17 protein-coding genes are annotated in these 19051 nt (G+C 35.6%); 5 read left to right on the top strand and 12 right to left on the bottom strand.

What is annotated here, in order from left to right:
- Window positions 1–8: 8 nt before the first annotated feature.
- Entirely contained in the window at window positions 9–1061 is a 1053-nt protein-coding gene (locus IGJ17_RS15785) for a zinc-binding alcohol dehydrogenase family protein (RefSeq protein ID WP_008380297.1), read from the top strand.
- A 481-nt stretch (window positions 1062–1542) separates the two neighbouring features.
- On the opposite strand, the gene IGJ17_RS15790 is transcribed toward IGJ17_RS15785, so the two are convergent.
- The 5 genes from IGJ17_RS15790 to IGJ17_RS15810 all read right to left on the bottom strand — a co-directional run bounded on the left by IGJ17_RS15790 (window position 1543) and on the right by IGJ17_RS15810 (window position 6831).
- Window positions 1543–1749: a hypothetical protein gene (locus tag IGJ17_RS15790; RefSeq protein ID WP_005233172.1), complete on the bottom strand. Its 207-nt coding sequence runs from the start codon at window positions 1747–1749 to the stop codon at window positions 1543–1545.
- A gap of 111 nt (window positions 1750–1860) precedes the next feature.
- Window positions 1861–2352, bottom strand: a complete 492-nt coding sequence (locus tag IGJ17_RS15795) for a helix-turn-helix domain-containing protein (protein ID WP_005233169.1) — start codon at window positions 2350–2352, stop codon at window positions 1861–1863.
- 311 nt (window positions 2353–2663) lie between these two features.
- The gene (locus IGJ17_RS15800; protein ID WP_016620264.1) at window positions 2664–5225 is read right to left on the bottom strand and encodes a cation-translocating P-type ATPase; all 2562 of its coding nucleotides are present in this window, start codon (window positions 5223–5225) and stop codon (window positions 2664–2666) included.
- Between the two features lie 235 nt (window positions 5226–5460).
- Window positions 5461–6180, bottom strand: coding sequence for a B3/B4 domain-containing protein (locus tag IGJ17_RS15805; protein WP_086298847.1), 720 nt, complete (start codon window positions 6178–6180; stop codon window positions 5461–5463).
- A gap of 198 nt (window positions 6181–6378) precedes the next feature.
- A complete protein-coding gene (locus IGJ17_RS15810; RefSeq protein WP_086332754.1) occupies window positions 6379–6831 on the bottom strand; it encodes a MarR family winged helix-turn-helix transcriptional regulator in 453 nt (150 codons plus the stop codon).
- A 301-nt stretch (window positions 6832–7132) separates the two neighbouring features.
- On the opposite strand from IGJ17_RS15810, the gene IGJ17_RS15815 reads away from it, so the two are divergent.
- Entirely contained in the window at window positions 7133–8428 is a 1296-nt protein-coding gene (locus tag IGJ17_RS15815; protein WP_429961598.1) for an ISL3 family transposase, read from the top strand.
- 1192 nt (window positions 8429–9620) lie between these two features.
- Here the strand turns inward: IGJ17_RS15815 and IGJ17_RS15820 are convergent.
- From IGJ17_RS15820 to IGJ17_RS15835, 4 genes are all read right to left on the bottom strand, one after another.
- Window positions 9621–10268, bottom strand: a complete 648-nt coding sequence (locus tag IGJ17_RS15820) for a hypothetical protein (RefSeq protein WP_086332757.1) — start codon at window positions 10266–10268, stop codon at window positions 9621–9623.
- 170 nt (window positions 10269–10438) lie between these two features.
- On the bottom strand, window positions 10439–10633 hold the full coding sequence (locus tag IGJ17_RS15825; protein WP_086332758.1) for a hypothetical protein: 195 nt from the start codon (window positions 10631–10633) through the stop codon (window positions 10439–10441).
- Between the two features lie 23 nt (window positions 10634–10656).
- A complete protein-coding gene (locus IGJ17_RS15830) occupies window positions 10657–11172 on the bottom strand; it encodes a helix-turn-helix domain-containing protein (protein ID WP_218568917.1) in 516 nt (171 codons plus the stop codon).
- 16 nt (window positions 11173–11188) lie between these two features.
- Complete coding sequence (locus IGJ17_RS15835) at window positions 11189–11641, bottom strand: DUF5626 family protein (RefSeq protein WP_086372435.1); 453 nt, start codon at window positions 11639–11641, stop codon at window positions 11189–11191.
- A 191-nt stretch (window positions 11642–11832) separates the two neighbouring features.
- On the opposite strand from IGJ17_RS15835, the gene IGJ17_RS15840 reads away from it, so the two are divergent.
- The 3 genes from IGJ17_RS15840 (at window position 11833) to IGJ17_RS15850 (ending at window position 13935) form a co-directional block, all read left to right on the top strand.
- On the top strand, window positions 11833–12783 hold the full coding sequence (locus IGJ17_RS15840) for a hypothetical protein (protein ID WP_086332761.1): 951 nt from the start codon (window positions 11833–11835) through the stop codon (window positions 12781–12783).
- 239 nt (window positions 12784–13022) lie between these two features.
- Window positions 13023–13496, top strand: coding sequence for a hypothetical protein (locus IGJ17_RS15845; RefSeq protein ID WP_086298851.1), 474 nt, complete (start codon window positions 13023–13025; stop codon window positions 13494–13496).
- A 13-nt stretch (window positions 13497–13509) separates the two neighbouring features.
- Entirely contained in the window at window positions 13510–13935 is a 426-nt protein-coding gene (locus tag IGJ17_RS15850; RefSeq protein ID WP_086372436.1) for a hypothetical protein, read from the top strand.
- 403 nt (window positions 13936–14338) lie between these two features.
- Here IGJ17_RS15850 and IGJ17_RS15855 read toward each other — a convergent pair whose 3' ends face one another.
- From IGJ17_RS15855 to IGJ17_RS15865, 3 genes are all read right to left on the bottom strand, one after another.
- Window positions 14339–16594 (bottom strand): ATP-binding cassette domain-containing protein, encoded by a 2256-nt coding sequence (locus IGJ17_RS15855; protein ID WP_086372947.1) that lies wholly within the window; start codon window positions 16592–16594, stop codon window positions 14339–14341.
- Entirely contained in the window at window positions 16587–17018 is a 432-nt protein-coding gene (locus IGJ17_RS15860) for a MarR family winged helix-turn-helix transcriptional regulator (protein WP_016612169.1), read from the bottom strand. Before IGJ17_RS15860 ends, IGJ17_RS15855 begins: the two co-directional genes overlap by 8 nt.
- 386 nt (window positions 17019–17404) lie before the next feature.
- Window positions 17405–18592 (bottom strand): AI-2E family transporter, encoded by a 1188-nt coding sequence (locus tag IGJ17_RS15865; protein ID WP_034872249.1) that lies wholly within the window; start codon window positions 18590–18592, stop codon window positions 17405–17407.
- Window positions 18593–19051: the final 459 nt, after the last annotated feature.

Here is a 19051-nt window from a genome sequence, read left to right on the forward strand (position 1 = left end):
GAATGAAAATGTCAGAACAGAAAACGATGAATGTAATAGGCTTTTTCGAAGGCCTGCCAATTGAATCTACGCATAGTTTTATTGACCAAAAAGAAGGAATCCCTGTTCCAGGCCCTCGTGATTTATTAGTAAAAATCAAAGCCGTTTCGGTCAATCCAGTCGACACCAAATTACGGCAAACGACTCGCAAGCGAAATGCCCTGCGTATCTTAGGTTTTGATGCGGTCGGAGAAGTGGTCGCTGTCGGAAAAGATGTCATGAAATTTACTGTTGGTGATCGGGTCTTTTATGCAGGAACCACCACTCGATCAGGAAGCAATCAAGAATATCAAGCAGTCGATGAACGGATCGTTGCCCTAGCCCCTAAAAATTTAACAGATGAAGAGGCTGCTGCATTCCCATTGACTGCATTAACCGCTTATGAATTGCTGTTTGAAAAATTCGGCTTGATTCCTAAAGAAAACGCCAATCAAGGGAAAAGTATTCTCGTCATCAATGGTGCGGGTGGCGTCGGATCGATACTGAATCAGTTGGCTCATTGGGCAGGTCTAGAAGTGTATGCTACCGCTAGTTCAAAAAATTTTGACTGGCTTCAAAAAACCGGGGTTGACCACCCTTTAGACTACCATCACGACCTAAGGGACAGCTTTCGAGAATTAGGCGTTCCGAATGTTGACTATATCGCTGTCTTGTTTGACATCACCCAATACTTTGATCAAATCAGCCATTTGGTAAAACCTTATGGTCATGTGGGCACGATCGTTGGCCTTCACGAGCCCCTTGATTTAAGTGTATGGAAAAACCTTTCTGTTAGCTTTGATTGGGAGTATATGTTCGCTAAAACAGACCACGACTATCAAATCGAGACACAAGGACAAGCGCTAAAAGTGATTGCTGATTTAGCAAATGAAGGGACACTAAAAACAACCTTAAGCAAAGTCTATTCGGATGGAATCAACGCGGCAAATTTGAAGCGCGCAACGAGAGATGTCGAAAGTGGCCATATGTTGGGAAAAGTCGTTGTAAGTGGTCCTTTTAATGGAAACCCTACAGGGAATTAATCGCCCGAGCCATTTAATGAACGCACCCTTCAACAGAATTCATCATATATTCTAATACACTATCACTGATTTTTCGCAACAGCCGGATTCTCAAAGAATGATTTGTAGATGAAAAAAGCATTCAGAAAACAATGGGTCTCTGGATGCTTCATTCATCAATATAATAATCTAATGGATAACATAGTTAAAACTGAAATCAAGGTAAATCCATATTCGTTTTTCATAAAATCATCATCCATTCATAACTTAAAAAATAGTCATTCTTAGTAAGTGTTTATTTTCAAGAAAATTCATTCTCTTTACTTAGTAAGATAGAAAAAGACAACAACCATTATGACAACAAGTACCCAAAAATACCATTTTTCAGAGTTTTTTTTCTTCATATCTATTCTCCCTTTCTATTCATCTCAATTTTGAAAGAAACATAATAAGCAAAATATCGCCTTCTTGAAGGGCAATCGCTATCTGATTCCCTATCCGATTAATTCTCGGTTAACTCATCCCTAAATTTCAGGAATAGGTCTTTCGCTTGTCCTGTACGCATGTTTGTCAGGACTTTAATTTTCTTGACCATGCCAATATCATTTTCGTTTTTCGAAAGAATTTGTCGTGCCATTTCTTCTTTGATCTCTGCTTCTTCTTCCTTCGTTAAATTTCTGACTTCTTTCTTTTTACCAAAGAATCCCACCCTGTTCTCCCCTTCTTATAAAATTTATGCGCTTTTCACACTAGCCAGACTGAGCATTCTTTTTATCTAAAATGCGTTTTTCTGTCCATGACTTGATTCCTATACTCTAATCTACCATTTCTGTCGAAACCGAGGAAATGGTTCGTTCTCTTTTTTATTTTTAGGGAAGATATAAAAATAAAACACGGAGCCAATGATGATCGCTGGCGGCACCGAGATGCTCAATAATTTTAAAGCAGTGTTTAAAAGTACACCAAATTTTTCTTGAATAGAAAGATTCATAATCGTGCTGAAGTCTTGATTGAACGAAGTAACGATCATCGTGACAAAAAAGAGCAAGCAAAAACTAATCACCCCATACTTGATACTTACTTTTAAATCATCATTGTCTTTCTTAGTTTCTTCCAAAAGTAATGTTTCTAATGAGATATCCAATTCTTCGGCTATTTTGATCATATTTTTTTTGCTAGGGTACGTAGCACCTAACTCCCATTTTGAGATTGTCTTGTCACTTACTTCTAATAATTCTGCTAGCATACTTTGTGTTAGCTTGTTTTTTTCTCTATATTCTTTCAGCTTCATTGCTAATATTGTTTCCTTCATTTCAACAACTCCTCATCGATTTCTACCTTTCATTTTGACATAAAACCTACCATTTAACAGGAATTCTTGAAAAAGAGAGTAGAATAGAGGGGATTTTTTTAGCTACTTCTGGTGATTTTCCTGAAACATACTACCGATTCCTTCCTTTCAACAATAGTTGCTATGCATTCTGATATCTTCTAAATAATATCAAACCAGAAATCATAAGCGTCTGTAAATAATTAAAGGAGACGCAAAAACTTCCCAGTTTTTGCCCTCCCTCATTTCTCAAGAAAATTTGTTAACAGAGGATTTTCTATTTATCATTCTTATTAGAAGAAACCAAAGTATTTTTTCACTTCAATATACACTAAAGGAAAAATGGATAAGCCGATTACCCATAGCCAGTCAACTGCACGAAGAGAAACAAAGCCAAAAATAGTTTGCATGAATGGAATCGTTACTAACAAGATAATGATCAATGCACCTATGAAGGTTGTCATTACTAACAACGGATTGCTCAAAAAACGCAGCTTCAGAATAGATTCTTTACTTCTACAATTAAACATATGCACAATAGTTGATAATCCCAATACAATAAATGTCATTGTCTGCGAAACCTCTATCGATTCTAGACGTCCAATTAGAATCGCGCCTAATGTGACGCCTGTAAAAACAATTGAGATTTCTACAATTTTTACCAATAATCCTTGCGCAAAAATGCTCGTGTATTTAGCGATCGGGGCTTCCATCATTGCTTTTTTATCGACTGGTTCAATGCTAAGACTCATTCCTGGGATTCCATCTGCAACTACTTTTATGATTAACAATTGAACCGCTGTAACAGGTGCTCCCCACCCAACGAGCAAGGAAATTAAAACGATCGTCAGTGCAGAAATATTGCAACCAAGCATCGCGTATAATGATTTTCTGATATTGCTGTATACCCGTCGTCCTTCTTCAACCGCCTGAACAATCGTCGCAAAATTATCGTCTACTAAAACCATATCAGAAGCTTCCTTTGCTACTTCTGTGCCACCTCCCATTGCGATCCCTACATCAGCTGCTTTTAATGCAGGTGCATCATTGACACCATCGCCAGTCATAGCGACAATCTCATCATTTTTTTGAAATGCTTTTACGATTCGAATTTTATCTTCTGGGGAAGTACGGGCAAAGACTCGATAGTCATCAATCACATGGGCTAATTTTTCATCGCTCATTTCATGTAAATCCGCGCCGGTCATTGCTTTTTTCCCATCGGTGAGAATTCCTACATCTTCTGCGATTTTTTTTGCTGTTAGTAAGTGGTCCCCTGTGATCATTACGGTTTGAATCCCTGCTTGTTTTGCAATAGAAACAGCCGTATAGCTTTCGGGCCGAGCTGGGTCGATAATCCCAACAAATCCTGCAAACTCTAACTGACTTTCAAGAATTTCTTCAGTAAGACGTGTAGGTTTTTCATCGTATCTTTTATAAGCAACGCCCAAAACACGGTATGCTTGATTGGCCAACTCATCATGCTTGCTCACGTAGGTGGGGTTGTTCGCATCAATGAGATCCAAGCGATCAAAAGCCCCTTTTGTGACAGAAACATATTGGTTGTTTACTTTATATAAGACAGTCATTCTTTTTCGTTTTGAATCAAAAGGAACTTCATGAATCTGTTCAAAGGTTGAAGCGACTTTACCTAGTTCCTCTTTAGTGAAGAGCGATGCCAGTTTTTTTCTGATCGCCAACTCTGTTGGATTACTAGTTACTGTTGTATTTTCTTCCATCGAACTAGCAAGATAGAAGAGAAATAAGAGATTTTTATCCTTCTCTTCTGTTATTTCTAAGCAGGAAGTCAGTCTATCCTTCATGATAATAACTTCTTTCACGATCATCTTATTTTCCGTAATCGTTCCAGTTTTATCTGAGCAGATGATTGAAACACCTCCAACGGTTTCTACTGTTGAAGGAGTCCTAACGATGGTTTTCTTCAGTGCCATATTTCTCATCCCAACCGCTAGAGAGATTGTTACTACGACTGGCAAAACCTCTGGAATAGCAGCAACAGCCATGGATATTGCGGTCATGATACTGGTCTCTAAAGACAATCCTTTGCTGATTCCTATAGCAATCGCTAGAAAGCCAGAGAGAATAGCGATTAGTCCTAGAACTTTCCCAAGTTTTTGCATTTTTATTTGTAGAGGTGCTATGGTTGTTTCTTCCTTGCTTAATAAGCTCGATATTTTACCAATTTCCGTATTCATTCCTGTCTTTTCAACTCGAACGTTTGCTTTTCCTGTGACTACTAATGAGCCAGAAAAAACCAAGTCTTTTCTGTCCCCTAAAGAATCTTCTTTAGAAGAAATATAGGTGGGATCTTTTTCACTTGGTTCACTTTCACCAGTTAGAAACGATTCATCAACAAAGAAATTACTACTAGTTAAAAGTTTAGCATCTGCTGGAATACGGTCCCCTAATGCCAACTGAACAATATCACCAGGAACAATGTTCAAACTTTCAATCTCTTTTAACGCCCCATCTCTGAATACTTTACTTACGGGAACACTTATCTTATTTAATTCACTTATTGATTTTTCCGCATGTTTTTGCTGTCGAATCGACAAATATAGATTAAGAATGACAATTGAAAAGATGACTATTGGTTCCGTAAAATCATCAGGGTGGTTTTGAAATGCAACGTAACTAGATAAGAGCGTTGCAACGATTAAAATCAAGATGGTAATATCCTTCATCGACTCTTTCAAATAGTCATAAAAATGCTTCTCGTCTTTGCTTTCTATGGAATTAAACCCATATTTTTCTAGCTTCATTTCTGCTTCTTTACTGGAAAGTCCCGACTGGTTAGGGCTCTTTCCTTTTTCTTTCAATTGTTCTTTTAACATCTGCCTATACCTCCTAAAACAAAAAAGAAGTCAGACAAACTAACCATAAAAGCCTAAGGTTAGTTTTTCTGACTTCAATAAGATTTATTCCGGCGAACAAATCTAATGTCATTATTTAAATTCCACCTAATTATTGCACATCCGAATATTTGGGTCAAGATTTTCACGATGACCGATCAATCAAAATGAGAGAATGGTATGCAAAATCGAGAAAAAGTACGTGTACATCCTTATCCTATAGACAAGAAGCTCGCCCTTGCAAAATGATTTCAGGACTTTCTTTACTTAGCACATAATCATTACCTGCTACTTTAAAATACTCTTGAACCAACTGACTTAACTCTTTGATTGCTTCATTCGCCCGAGCCCGTTGCGTTTCATTGATCGATTCAATGAATAAAACAGCATTGGTGGTCTCTTCTGTTAGCATCGTACGTTGAGCTTCCCGCCAATTTAAGCATCGACAGATTGCACCTTTCTCATCATAGTAAATGACTTCCTTTTCCAAGGCTGGGGAATCAGTATCTGCACCTAAGGGAAAGAAAGATTCGCCACCTTTTGCAACGCCTAAATGAAGGTCGCCAACGATTGTATCGAGGTCTTCTCCGCCTAAAGGGACACCATATTTCAAGGAAATACTATTATAAATATCTACTAAAGGATTGATGGGAGAAAATTCTCTGTCTTGATTCACCCGTTTCAACAGTGCTTCGATGGAAGCGCGTACCCCTTTTTTCGTTTTAAATTGCTGAAAAGCACTTCGCCATTCTTGGATCACTTGGTTTTCACTGAAGGTGTCGGTTGTTAAGTAGCGCTTTGCTTGTTCTTTACTACTTTTTAGCAAGTCAGTAAAAAACGTTTCGTGTGCAGCATCGGCAACATTGTTTATATTTTTTACAACAAGGCAGTTGATTTGTGCTTCTGGAAATAGTGCCCAAAATTCTTGATCGATCATTATTTTCTTCACTTTCTCTACACTCCTGTTTAGTTTATTTGAACAAATTCATGTCCTTTATTTTTCAGGATCTCTGTTTTTTCAGCAGACAGCCGAGCTATATCCTTTTTAACCAAATATCAGCTACCTGTGCTTCCTACCCTAGGTAGCATGAATGTACATTCAATCAGATCCAATCTCCCCAGCGGCGTTATTCGTTTAATAGTCTCTTTTGATCCCATTCTTGACGTTGACCCAATCAACTTCTACCGAAGATTTTATTTTTTTCAGCATTTCCGCAAGATTTTTTCTTTCTAAAGCAGATAACTGTTGAATCGCTACTTTATTTGAATAGTTATTTTCTCTTATGATTAATTGAACCGCTTGTTTCCCTTTGGCGGTTGTGTATAAGTGTTTGATTTTTTTATTTTCTTTGTCTGACTCTTTTAGAATAAACCCATTTTCCTCTAACTTTTTTACCGCCCGGGACAAAGTCGTGCGATCAACTTTGATCCGTTCGGCTAATCGTTCAGGAATAATTCCTTCATTTTCAAATATACGAACTAAGTAAATGTATTGTCCTTTACTGAGTTGAACCTCTTTAAATTCAATATTAGCAATGGATTCCAACATTCTACTGATCGAACCTATCTCACGAAGTATATCCTCCACGAACTATCCCCTCCCTATCTAGCACTATAATAGCCCATTATTGTTGCACATGCAACAATAATGGGCTTGATTTACTTTATTACTCACTCTTAGAAAATGGGTGCATGGAATAAGCTTGTTGTTTCTGTTCTCAAAAAAAGCAGGAGAATACAGAGAAAAAATTCTGGCTCTATAATTTATGGGACTGATGAATCAGAATTGATTCTTCAGCCCCATTTTCATTTTAGGTATTAAAAAACATATCGTTCTCTAGTATGATTAAATCACCACAAAATAAACAACTGAGAGGACGATATGCTATATGAATGATTCTATCAAAAAAATGTTGAGAATAACAGAGAAAGATTTGATGATTACAGAGATCTCTTACGAGACCCTTCAGAAGAAAAAGACGTTGGTCGTCGATGCTGTTCTCTCGCCTACTCCTCGTGCTTGTAGAAGTTGTGGTTCTACTGTGGTAGATGGAAACGGGAAAACAATTATAGTGAAAAATGGGAAGAAGGAAACGATTGTCCGTTTTGAACAATACAATCAGATGCCTTTGGTTATGCGCCTAAAAAAGCAGCGCTATACCTGTAAAAACTGCCGAACCCATTGGACTGCTCAAAGTTATTTTGTCCAACCCAGACATTCAATCGCAAATCATGTTAGATATAAAATTGCTTCTTTACTGACTGAAAAAGTATCTTTATCTTTTATTGCGAAAAGCTGTCAGGTATCTTTGACCACCGTTATTCGTACATTGAAAGAGTTTAAAAGCTATTTACCAAAGCAATCTAAGAAGATTCTCCCCAGAGTATTGATGGTTGATGAATTTCGTTCGCATGCTTCCATAGAAGATAAAATGAGCTTTATTTGCGCAGATGGCGAAACAGGAAAATTAATAGATGTTTTGCCTACGCGTAAATTACCTCGATTAACAAGCTATTTCTTAGGTTGTACCAATCCAGAAGAAGTAGAATTCTTGGTGACAGACATGAACGCCGCCTACTTCCAGCTCACCAAACGTGTTCTGCCAAATGCGAAAGTAGTGATTGATCGGTTTCATATTGTCAAACACATGAATCAAGCGTTCAATGAGTTGCGTATCCGTGAAATGAATGAACTTCGTAAAGCCGGACAGAAAAGCCAGGCAGAAAAACTGAAAAAGAACTGGCGCTTTTTGCTAAAAAATCGTGCAAACATCAACCATTATGAATACAAAACATGGAAAAGTTTCCGAGCACCAAAATACCCATTTCTTACTGAAGCAATGATGATTGATCGATTGCTTGAGTTTTCTACGCCCCTGAAGGAGGCGTATCCCTTTTTTCATGAATTAGTTGAAGCCTTTCGAGACAAAGACCCTGACTTATTTTTCTCCTTATTGACAGAACTTCCCGAAACGTTAGATGACAGCTTTCGGGAGAAGCTTCAAAACCTTCTGGCCTATGAAGAAGGCATCACCAACGCAATGATCTATCCTTATTCCAATGGAAAAATAGAAGCGAAGAATACCCACATAAAGACAATGAAACGAGTATCCTACAGATTTAAATCATTCGAGAACATGAGAATTAGAATCTTTTTGATCAGTCAATTAATCAAAGTGAGATAACAAAAAATCTGAGCCAGAATGAGGTTCATTCTGACCCAGATTTGATTTTGCACAACTCATCAGTCCTTATTGACAAATAGCCATTTTTTCCCTTTAGGCCTCCTTCCACGTAAGTAATCTATTCATTTGTTAGGAGAATAGTTTTTTAAACAAAAAATGAGAACACTTAATAATCCACGTTATTAAGTGTTTTATTTATACAAAAATTAATATATGTCTAAATTTTTTTTTTCGTTTAGCTTATTTCTTTGGTTTTTCCTTCTCAAGAATTATAAGTTATTTTTTAGCGAGGCATTACCTTACGCTCCGAATTGTTATTATAAAGATAATAAACTTTTAAAATGTCTTCGGCTTTCCTATAAATCAGTTTTATATTTATTAATAATATTTGCAGAACAAAAATACCCGATTACGAATGATCGGGCTCAGAGAGTTAGAACGAAGCTTCTAAATTTTAGGGCCGGATAAGTCTAACTGCTTTAAGCAAATTGTACAAGAATAAAGTGTTTTTCCTTCAGGTCAATTACTGAAGAATTTTGATGCGAAAATGAGAGAGAATCAACGTTTTTTCTTTTGATACTAATGAGTAGTCTGACTATTAAAACTGTAGAAAGTGTCCTCTTGTTTCACTCATATCTCATTCCATTTGATTACTGATTTTTAATGTTTCTGTCCCTTTATATTAATTGTCCTAATAATCATAAATCTAATTTTTAATTGAACAATGATTTAGTTACGAGTTTATGTACACAAGAATAGAGCAATAAATTTCAATTATGGCATTTAAAAAGAGTGTTCAGGAAATCGTCATTTTCTGAACACTCCATATAATGAAAACTGAAAAAATCACTCAATCATTTTTGAGTGATTTTAATGGTGACCACATTTTTATAGTTTTTTCTTAATTTAGAAATCCATATCGAGATTATGTTAATTTGGGGAAGAATTAACACGCGCACTAATTTTTTATCGTTTCTTAATCGTTTTATAAATGCCGTATGCACAATATAAAATAAACAAGACGGGGATAACGACTAATGGCGTTTTTAGTAATAAATAAGGATCTAAAACACCATTGATTGTACCTTGTTTAACCAAAAGATAGTTACAGTAACTGATCAATTGTAATTGAAATAATAAAATGAATCCGATAAATAAACTATAAATGTATTGTTTCTCCATCTTTTTCTCCTTATAGGTTTTTAAATGAGTAATCCCAATGACTAAAGGTTTTTACAGTAGCGGTTCTAGCTGTCTTTGTTTTGACTCCACTTATATACTCACGCTGTACTACTTTTGTAGATTTGTACACTGGTCTAAAAATTATTTGTTGTCTTTTACCTGCGGGGATATTTATAGAATAAGATACTCCGTAAGTCTTTGATTGCCCAATTGTAATTCCCAACGATGCTCCGATTTTATCGGCACCAATTGGATAACTACCTGAAATCGAAGACGAAACAGATCTACTAGAAGTATTTGAGTTAGTGGCTGACAATGTTGCTTTTCCCTTTCCAGATGGTCCATTTCTCCATGCGCCATAAGATGTACCAGCTGATGTTTTCGATTCAATTCTCCACATTCTATATTGAGCTACTCTAGTATTTACTTGTATGCCTTCCGAGTACAAGTTTGTATCATTATCAAGATTAATTTCAGGAACGTTTAAGTACTCTGCTCCTTCGTCCGAAAAAATTGGTGCATTTTCGTCAGGAAGAATAAGTTCATTAGTTTCTTCCATTGTTTCTGCTTTAGCATAAGTTACTGCACCACCAAAAGCTGTAAATACAGTGGTTGCAACTATTGCTGTTAACATAGTTGTTACGATAGATTTTTTCATTTTGATCCCTCTTTCATTTTTTATACACTAAGTATCCTTGAAATATGAAAAAAATGAAAGAAACGAGAAGTTTACATCATCGGTTTACTACTAAAGGTAAACGAAAAGTTTACTTTTAGTAGTTACTATTACACCTTCAGAATTAAAATTGTCTTCACCATAGAATGGTACTACTCATTTAATAGTTTATCTCTTTCTTGAACTAATCCCTTTTCTTTATCAATCAGTGTCAGAAATATTTTATCAGAATACAGTTCTTCCTGAATTTTACCCCTAAATAGCAGAAATTCTTCCGCATAGTTTAATTTTTGCTGATTGACGCTTCTTCTTTCATTACAAACAGTAAGTAAATTTCGTTTTTTCATTCTTACTCCTACTGATTTTGACGTTATTCAATCTGTTCGATCGAAACTGATCCCCACCCCATATAATTTGCTAAGTGTCCGTATCCAGCATATAAATTTAACGCCAGTGCTAAAATGCTGATAAGCCAAATTAATTTATAGTATGAATTACAGCGCTTATTTCTGACAAATACGAACATACACACAATAATGCCCACTGGAAATATGAACGATGCTAGCGCTGAAAGACCAATTAAAACCAGACTTTCATCTTTTCCCAGCGTATTTCGTAAAAGTTGGAGCTTCTGTTTCTTGCTGGCAATATCTTCATTATTATGTTCAATTTTTTTCTTCAACTTTTCATTCTCATCGAGTAGCTCTCCAATAGAAACTTCATAAAGTTGGCTCAGTAGAATTAAGTTGTCGTAGTCAGGGTAGCCTCGGTCATTTTCCCATTTTGAAATAGATTGTCTTGAAACATTAAGCTTTTCAGCTACAAACACTTGTGAGAATCCTTTGTTTTCCCGATGTGACTTAAGTTTTTCCCCGAGTTCCATCATTAAATACACCTACTTATTATTTTACAACCAGTTTACCATTTGAAATAGTCGTCGTCACGCTCGCATTAGAAGTCATTGTTCCAATCTTGTGTTTGAAGTTACAGATAGCTCTTGATGAATTGCTACTCAAAGAACTTGAAGTAATACTCCCTTGATAAGTGGTCATATTTAAATTAGTTGCAGCTGTAAATTGTTTGTTCGAGTTGACAGTCACATTGTACGATACTAACCAATTACCCGTGCTTTTTTTCGAGACTTTGTATGTCCCTTTACCTACCCTAGTACCGGATGAAATATTTTCAATCATTAGTTCAATAGTTTCTCCCGAGTCATCTATATACGATGACTCGCTTCTAATAGTTGTTGAATCAAGGTCAAATACTAACTCCTCATTTTCGTGCGCAAGTCCCGTTGCTGGAAAAAAAAGAATACCTACTCCTAATATAAATAACGTAAATATTTTTTTCATTTCGTTCTCCTATTCTAAATTTTTCTCTTAGTATACATTGTAATAATGGTATTTATAAGTATCGTTCTATTTACACTACGTAAACTTCAGGTTTACATCCCTTCGTAAACCTGAAATGTAAACAGATTAGTCCTTTAAAGTAAATAGATATGTGTCATTATGAAAATGTAAATGGAAAAGGAGTGTGAATGATGAGAAAGAGAATATTTAAAAATAAAAAAACACCATTATTATTTGCCATACTTTCAACAGTTGCATTATCCATAATTATTTTTTTAGTTTTGCCCGGCCTCTTATTAACTAATCCTAAGTCCGAAGAAACTCAAACTATTGTTTTCGAAAACACCATAAGTTATGGATTACGTGATAGTAATGGTCAGATAGTTGATGTAGGTACACAAATAAACCAAAGTGGCTCATCTTCATTTTCAGGGGATCTTGAAATTATCCAAGATATGGAGGGACAATACCTTTATTACTTAAACATATTAAAGGACTTGCATGAAATTCCCTATGAAGTTAATGGAGAAGAAGTTACTTCGGCAAACATATTTTCATTGACCAATAAACAGAAAATAAATATAGACCTTTCAATAGACAATATTTCTGAGGGAAACGAACTAATGATTTTACTTTTTAAATATCCGAAATCGAACGACTCGATGACCTTAGAAAGAAGTTTAGAATACTCAGTTATGGGACTAAGATTCAATTTGACTAACAACAGTACCTATCCTCAGTCCATTAAATTTCTTAATGATAATGATACGAACGATTACAACGCCAGAATTTCAATGGTAAATGTTCAATCTTCAAATGAAGCGATCCTCGAACTTGAAAAAAGATCTAATGACAGTGTGGAGCTTCTTTTGGGACAAACTAGTAATGAGAACAGCAGACACTCAATTCTTCCCTTTATAAATGGCTCTCTCATAGAAAAAAATGAACTGCCTCCAAACACCGTGTATGAAATCTCTGATAATAAATTGTATAGGATTCCGATTAAAATTCCCGTCACAAAAAAAGAAAACAGTATTTTTCAATTAGTTGATGTTCTGTCGCCATATCAAATGGACGATGGGATATATTCTATTACTGAAATTGATTTCTCAAATCCTGTACTCATAAAAAATAGTAAGTAGGTGGAAAAATATGAAAAAAACAGCAAATCTCGTAAATAACTTAATTTTCGCATATTTCGTATATTGTATATACGTCATAATCTCGCCAATAGTTGTTCCGTTTATTTTCCAGTTATTGTTAGCAAAAGAGGTTCCTCTGGATACAGTAAATCACAGTTTCTCTTTCGTGAAAGCAGTATTATTTATTGTTTTCATCTTGAAGGGTAACTTTGAAAATAAAAAGAAAGAAGGTCATCACAATGAAAAAAGCACTATATAAAATGGGGGTACTGGGTCTCTTACCACTTACAACACTACCAGGTTTTGCATACGCCTCTGAAGAAGGTGGAAATATTCAAGAAGATCCAATTTTAGAAGAAATAGTCATCTCGAATAGTGATTCTAGCTCCATGACAGATGGGGTTTCACGGTCTTCCATCAAATGTACTACGACTGCTACAATCCATTACACACTCGCTCCAATAAGTGCAGCGTCCTCTGCAACTGGAGAAGCGGCTAAAATGATGGACAGTATCTTTGTACGATCACGGCTCTACAATTCAAACGGTGTACTGAAAAATGATAAGTCTTCTACTAAAACAAAAACAGCGTATAATTCTGTTAAAACAAATCATGCCCCAGTAAGTGTGTCAAAAAACTATACCTATGCAAATTCAACATTTAAGAAATCAGGTTATTCAACGGTCACTCATGAAGTTAGAGCGAATCAGTAAAGGAGAATCAATAATGAAAAGAAAAATTATACTTTTTACATTCTTGCTAAGCATCTTAGGATTCAATGTCTCGACGACAGCCCTTGCAAGCGAACAAGGAAATCTACTTGAAGTTGTTGACTCAAACGAAGCAACAATGTCGAATGCACTCACACGCTCTTCTATTTCAGTAAAAGGAAATCTATCAAAATCTAATCTAGTTTTTGTGGCTACTTCAACTGCTAGTCAAACACAAGATTCTATCTGGTCGAAATGTGAGTCTTATACATCTGGAAAAAAACTCATAAACAGCGATCAGAATACAGTAAAAAATAGCAAATATGGAAGCGCACAAGCAACGTTTGGTATACTGCACACTAGCCCTAAATCTTTAGGGTATCATCAGTTTAAAAAATCAGGCTACAACACTGTAACATTAACAACAAAATATAATTGGTAAAATGAGAATGCTTTTAATTCAATCACTGAATTAAAAGCATTTTTTGTGAGTATGGAAAATAAGAAATTCTATTTTCAAACTATATCTGTATAGTTACTTACAATAAAAAATAACCATCACTATGAGCAAGGTATCAAATACTATTAAGTATCTGACCACATCCAAGGTTTGTCCAAATACTCATAAATCTAAATTTTCATTGAACAATGATTTAGTTACGAGTTTATGAACACAAAAATAGAGTGACACATATAAATTATTGTATCTAAAAAGAGTGTCCAGAAATTCGTCACTTTCTTAACACTCTTTGTCGAAAAATTAAGAAGATCAAAAGCTATTAAATTTCTGCCCATCACATAGCTGTTAAAAAAATCATGAACTGAAATTCTTATAAACACCTTTTTTAATTGTTGTTTTTTGTATATCTTTTCAGATGTTTTGCTGTGTATGAATCTTCTAACGTTAATAAGTCTATTGGGTACCCTTGAAACAATACTTTACCTCCAAAGTTCCCCCCGCCAGGTCCCATTTCGATAAGCCATTGAGCCTGACTAATTATTTTGAGATTGTGCTCTAGAACAATCAATGTATTTCCTTTTTGCAAAAGTTTATTTAACAATAATAACAACTTGTCAATATCCGCCTCATGAAGGCCGGTAGATGGTTCATCTAATATTAGACAGTTAGAAGTATCTTGAGCAATTATTTTTGCTATCTTTAAACGCTGAAGTTCTCCACCAGAAAATGTATCTAGCGACTGCCCCAACTTCATATACTCTAGATGAACATCCATGAGAATTTGCATCGTTCTGATCAATAAGCGATCATCAAACAAATCTACTGCTTTTCGAACTGATAATTGTAAAATATCGTAAATAGTGAAACCATGCCATAAAATAGATAAGGCTTCATCGTTATATCTTTTTCCTCGGCATTTCTCACAAACTTGCTCTGCATCCCCCATAAAAGCCAAATCCATTTTTATCACTCCTTTGCCTTTGCACAGAGGACATGCTCCTTTACCGTTATAGCTGAAAAGAGAGGCACTTTTACCAGAACATTGCGCGTAGATGCTCCGAATTTTATCAAAGACATTTAGATACGTGAGAACATTTGAGCGAATGTTGCCATTTATCTGACTCTGGTCTAATATACTTGCTTCAGGATATTTTTTTTTAAAAAGATAGCGAATGAGTGTGCTCTTCCCAGAACCAGCGACTCCGGTTACAACCGTTAATGCTTGTTTTGGCAACACCACAGAAGCGTTTACAACATTGTGCAAACTAACCTCATTTAATTCGTAATAGGAAGAAAATTGTTGTCTTTGTGTATTAACGTTCAACTGATCTGCCAACGCTCTTCCAGTGATGGTGTTCGACTTCAGTAGTTCATCATAGGTTCCTTCAAAGGTGATTTTTCCACCGCTATCCCCGGATCCTGGACCGATCTCAATGATATGGTCTGCAATTTGTATAATATCCGGATCATGGTCAACAAGAACAACAGTATTTCCTTTATCTTTTAACCCCCTAATTATCTTTGCTATTTTTTGAATATCTTCTGGATGGAGTCCAATACTAGGCTCATCAAAAATGTATAGAATATCACTAAGTGCACTGTTAAGATGTTTAACCATTTTTATTCTTTGAGATTCTCCACCAGATAATGTTGCTGTTGGACGGTTAAGAAACAAATAGCCTAGGCCAACCTCCTCCAAACTCTGTAGTTTCTTACTTAAATCTTTCAAAATCACCTGAACAGCAGAAGAATGAATCTCTTTAATAAATTTGTTTAGTTCAGGAATAGGCATCCTCACACAGTCTGCGATCGATTTTCCATTTATCTTTGCAGAGCGAACGAGTTTACTTACTCTAGTGCCTTGACAATTGGGACATTCTTTCACTTGCAGAATGTGATTTAATGGTGCACTATATTGCGTGCTTTCTTTTTCGATAAAATTTTTGGTAATTCTGGGAATGATCCCTTCATAACGTGCAGTTTTTGGCCATTTATTCGTAGGATTACTTGGAGTGCTGCCGAGATCATTTAGTAAACGGTCCAATTCTTCTGCTAGGTAATCTTTAATTTTTTTATTGTTATCGAAATTACCAGATTCTGTATACCTAGACAGGCGCCATCCTCCCGGTTGAAAAGTAGGAAATTGAATAGCTCCCTCTGATAAAGATTTGTCAAAATCGATTAACTTATCGACATCAATCTCTTTGACCTCACCTAATCCCTTACAAACTTCACACATGCCCTTGGGATTATTAAACGAATAATTCATAGAATATCCAATAAAAGGGGTTGCAACCCTCGAGAATAGCAGCCTTAAACTTGAATATATATCTGTTACAGTTCCAACTGTGGAACGTGCATTTCCTCCTAGTTTCTTCTGATTAATCACAATAGACACTGGTAGATTTTCTATTTTATCAACGATTGGTTGAGAATAGTGAGGTAGTAGCTGTTGGATATAACTCGAATAGGTCTCGTTTAGTAATCGTTGGGATTCAGCTGCTAAGGTATCAAATACCAAAGAAGATTTTCCCGAGCCTGAAACACCTGTTACGACAGTTACTTGATACTTAGAAAGTTTCAAAGAAAGATTTTTTAAATTGTTTGTTTTAGCTCCTTCGATAGAAATGAGATCATTCATCATACCTCAGCCTTTCCGTTTTAAGCGCTTCTAAATATTTCTTTGCTAGTTCAGCGAACTGCTCTTTTTCCTTCCGATTAAAAACTGCATTTGCGATTTCAGATAAGTGCGTATGTCCATTATCAATAGTTGTTAATAAATGACTTCCCTCTATTGTCAAAAAAGTGAGTAGTTCTCGACCATCTGCATCATTGGGTTTCTGTTGAATATAATTCATTAATTTTAGCTCTTTTAACGCCTTTGAAAGTTTTGTCCTACTAATTCCTAGCAAAACACTCATTTTTGACGGGCGCATCTCAGTTTCAGAATTTAGAATATTTAAAATATCATATTGAAGCCAACTAATTGTTTTAGGATTTAGTCTGGTTCTTTCCGCCACCAATTCACATTGTAAGTTTACTAATACCTCTTCTAAATTATTCATTGAAAACTTCCCCTCAAATTGATTTCTATTTGGAAACTATATCATTTGGGAAATCAGATGTCAAATAGGTAGTCTATCCATCTGGCGCTTATCATTGTTGTGCGTTGATTCCTGCTTAGTCAAGCAGCCTCTTTCGTAGAAAAACGACAAGTTATTGGAATGGCTAAAAAGGAGTCATGATCCAATGAATTTCTGACACTGGAAAACTTAATTATCGGAAATTCATCGGCCCAAACTAAAAATAGAGTACTCAGAAAATAGATATTTCCAAGCACTCTATGTATTAAAATTCTTTCTTTCACTATCAAAGCAAATGATTTAACTCAAACGATCAATTTGAGCAGGACATGCGTACTTGAATTCATTTGTTCAACAGGTTTCCCTCGTTAACCATGGCTGCTTTTCTTAGTGTATGATTCTAAACTAAATTCAGTTTCTTCATAAGGAACATCTTCCGCATATATGCGATTGTATCGCTGCTTAAATTTTCGAAACCCAAACACCACTAACACTTTCACGATTGCATAAAGTGGTATACCGAAAATCAACCCAAACATGCCGAAAAGTTCACCCATTATCCATAGCACAAAAATAATTGTTACTGGATGGATCACCATATGTTTTCCCATGACCTGAGGTTCGATCAGCTCCCCATTTAATAATTGAACAACGATCCAGACAATGCACAACTGAATGAACATCGTAGGAGACGTCATGATTGCAATGATTGCACAAGGGAAAAAGGCGACAACCGGTCCGATATAAGGAACGATAGCTGTTGCGCCAACAAGAAATGCTAAGCTTCCAGAAAAAGGCATGTCGATAATTAAGAAGCCAATAAAAGTCAATGTTCCTATGATCACACAAACGACTAGTTGGCCCTTTAGATAGGCGCCCACCTGATTTTCCATTGTCCGAATGATTTCTTTGACTTCATGACGTAATCTAGGGGGGAAGATACCTAAAGAATACTCTACAAATTGACGGTCATTTTTCAATAAAAAGAACGTGATGATCGGCACTGTCAATAACAACAATAGGACATGGGTAATCGTTGAAAACACTTGTGAAGCACCGAAAATAATATTGCCCAGATATACGCCCACATTATTAGAAACTTGATTTATCCAATTCGCCAGAACCTCGAGTCCCTCATGATATGCTTGTTCATATCTAGTATTTTGTATAAAAGTTTCTATTACTCGTTCAGCTTCAATCAAATAATTTGGGAAGTTTTCGATCAATCGTTCAAATTGTTGGATAAGTAACGGCAGTGCGAGGGCAGTTGACAAGATGAAGGCAGCAGTAAGTGTGCATAATGTAATAATAATACTCAGTACTTTTGAAAGTCCTAGCCCTACCAAAAACTTTACAACTGGTTTAAGTACAAAATATAAAACGAGCGTCATAGTTAACGGAGGAAGAACCACCTGAAATACTTTAACTACTGGCTCAATCAAAAAGGTAAGATTTTTGAACAGCAATAGTGTTGCGCCACCTATAAACAGGACCGCTAAGATGTATAAGAGTGTAGCCCCACCCAACATTTGTATCACTTTATGTTTCTTTTTCATTTCTTCTCCCCGTTCTTTCATTATCTAAATCAATCTTCTTTTCTTGTAAAGATTAGCTCACCCCAAATGGACCTTTTCATTCACTAATCTCCCCCACTTGAGGATTCGATGCGATTTGAAATGAAGACAACTTTTATTTAATAATCTTACCATAATTAGTCATAAAAATACCTCTAAGCTATATCTCTAGCCTAGAGGTGTTTTTCAGATTGATTAATGAGCTATCTTCTCTATATTATTTGACAAACTCCCTTTATTATTTTAGTATTTTCAGAACTTTTTATAATCATTCACAATAAATAAATTTTAATTATCAATGAAAAATCAGCCTCCAAAAAAATTATACCGTTAGCTTAAATGAACATAATAAAAAGAGCCTAATCAAAAATGAAAAACAGGTGAAACATTAATGAATCAAGAACTTTAAAGTTTGCAATTCCTTAAATGAATTATTCTTAT

It is taken from the genome of Enterococcus sp. DIV1096b (assembly GCF_050498765.1).
GTDB lineage: Bacteria > Bacillota > Bacilli > Lactobacillales > Enterococcaceae > Enterococcus_D > Enterococcus_D entomosocium.

Bases quoted from the DNA above. Each gene is read 5' to 3' on its own strand.
- IGJ17_RS15840 (WP_086332761.1), top strand. From the start codon at position 11,833: ATGAGAAAGAGAATATTTAAAAATAAAAAAACACCATTATTATTTGCC.
- IGJ17_RS15845 (WP_086298851.1), top strand. From the start codon at position 13,023: ATGAAAAAAGCACTATATAAAATGGGGGTACTGGGTCTCTTACCACTT.
- IGJ17_RS15855 (WP_086372947.1), bottom strand. From the start codon at position 16,594: ATGAATGATCTCATTTCTATCGAAGGAGCTAAAACAAACAATTTAAAA.
- IGJ17_RS15830 (WP_218568917.1), bottom strand. From the start codon at position 11,172: ATGATGGAACTCGGGGAAAAACTTAAGTCACATCGGGAAAACAAAGGA.
- IGJ17_RS15835 (WP_086372435.1), bottom strand. From the start codon at position 11,641: ATGAAAAAAATATTTACGTTATTTATATTAGGAGTAGGTATTCTTTTT.
- IGJ17_RS15785 (WP_008380297.1), top strand. From the start codon at position 9: ATGTCAGAACAGAAAACGATGAATGTAATAGGCTTTTTCGAAGGCCTG.
- IGJ17_RS15865 (WP_034872249.1), bottom strand. From the start codon at position 18,592: ATGAAAAAGAAACATAAAGTGATACAAATGTTGGGTGGGGCTACACTC.
- IGJ17_RS15805 (WP_086298847.1), bottom strand. From the start codon at position 6,180: ATGATCGATCAAGAATTTTGGGCACTATTTCCAGAAGCACAAATCAAC.
- IGJ17_RS15860 (WP_016612169.1), bottom strand. From the start codon at position 17,018: ATGAATAATTTAGAAGAGGTATTAGTAAACTTACAATGTGAATTGGTG.
- IGJ17_RS15825 (WP_086332758.1), bottom strand. From the start codon at position 10,633: ATGAAAAAACGAAATTTACTTACTGTTTGTAATGAAAGAAGAAGCGTC.
- IGJ17_RS15800 (WP_016620264.1), bottom strand. From the start codon at position 5,225: ATGTTAAAAGAACAATTGAAAGAAAAAGGAAAGAGCCCTAACCAGTCG.
- IGJ17_RS15850 (WP_086372436.1), top strand. From the start codon at position 13,510: ATGAAAAGAAAAATTATACTTTTTACATTCTTGCTAAGCATCTTAGGA.
- IGJ17_RS15795 (WP_005233169.1), bottom strand. From the start codon at position 2,352: ATGAAGGAAACAATATTAGCAATGAAGCTGAAAGAATATAGAGAAAAA.
- IGJ17_RS15820 (WP_086332757.1), bottom strand. From the start codon at position 10,268: ATGAAAAAATCTATCGTAACAACTATGTTAACAGCAATAGTTGCAACC.
- IGJ17_RS15815 (WP_429961598.1), top strand. From the start codon at position 7,133: ATGAATGATTCTATCAAAAAAATGTTGAGAATAACAGAGAAAGATTTG.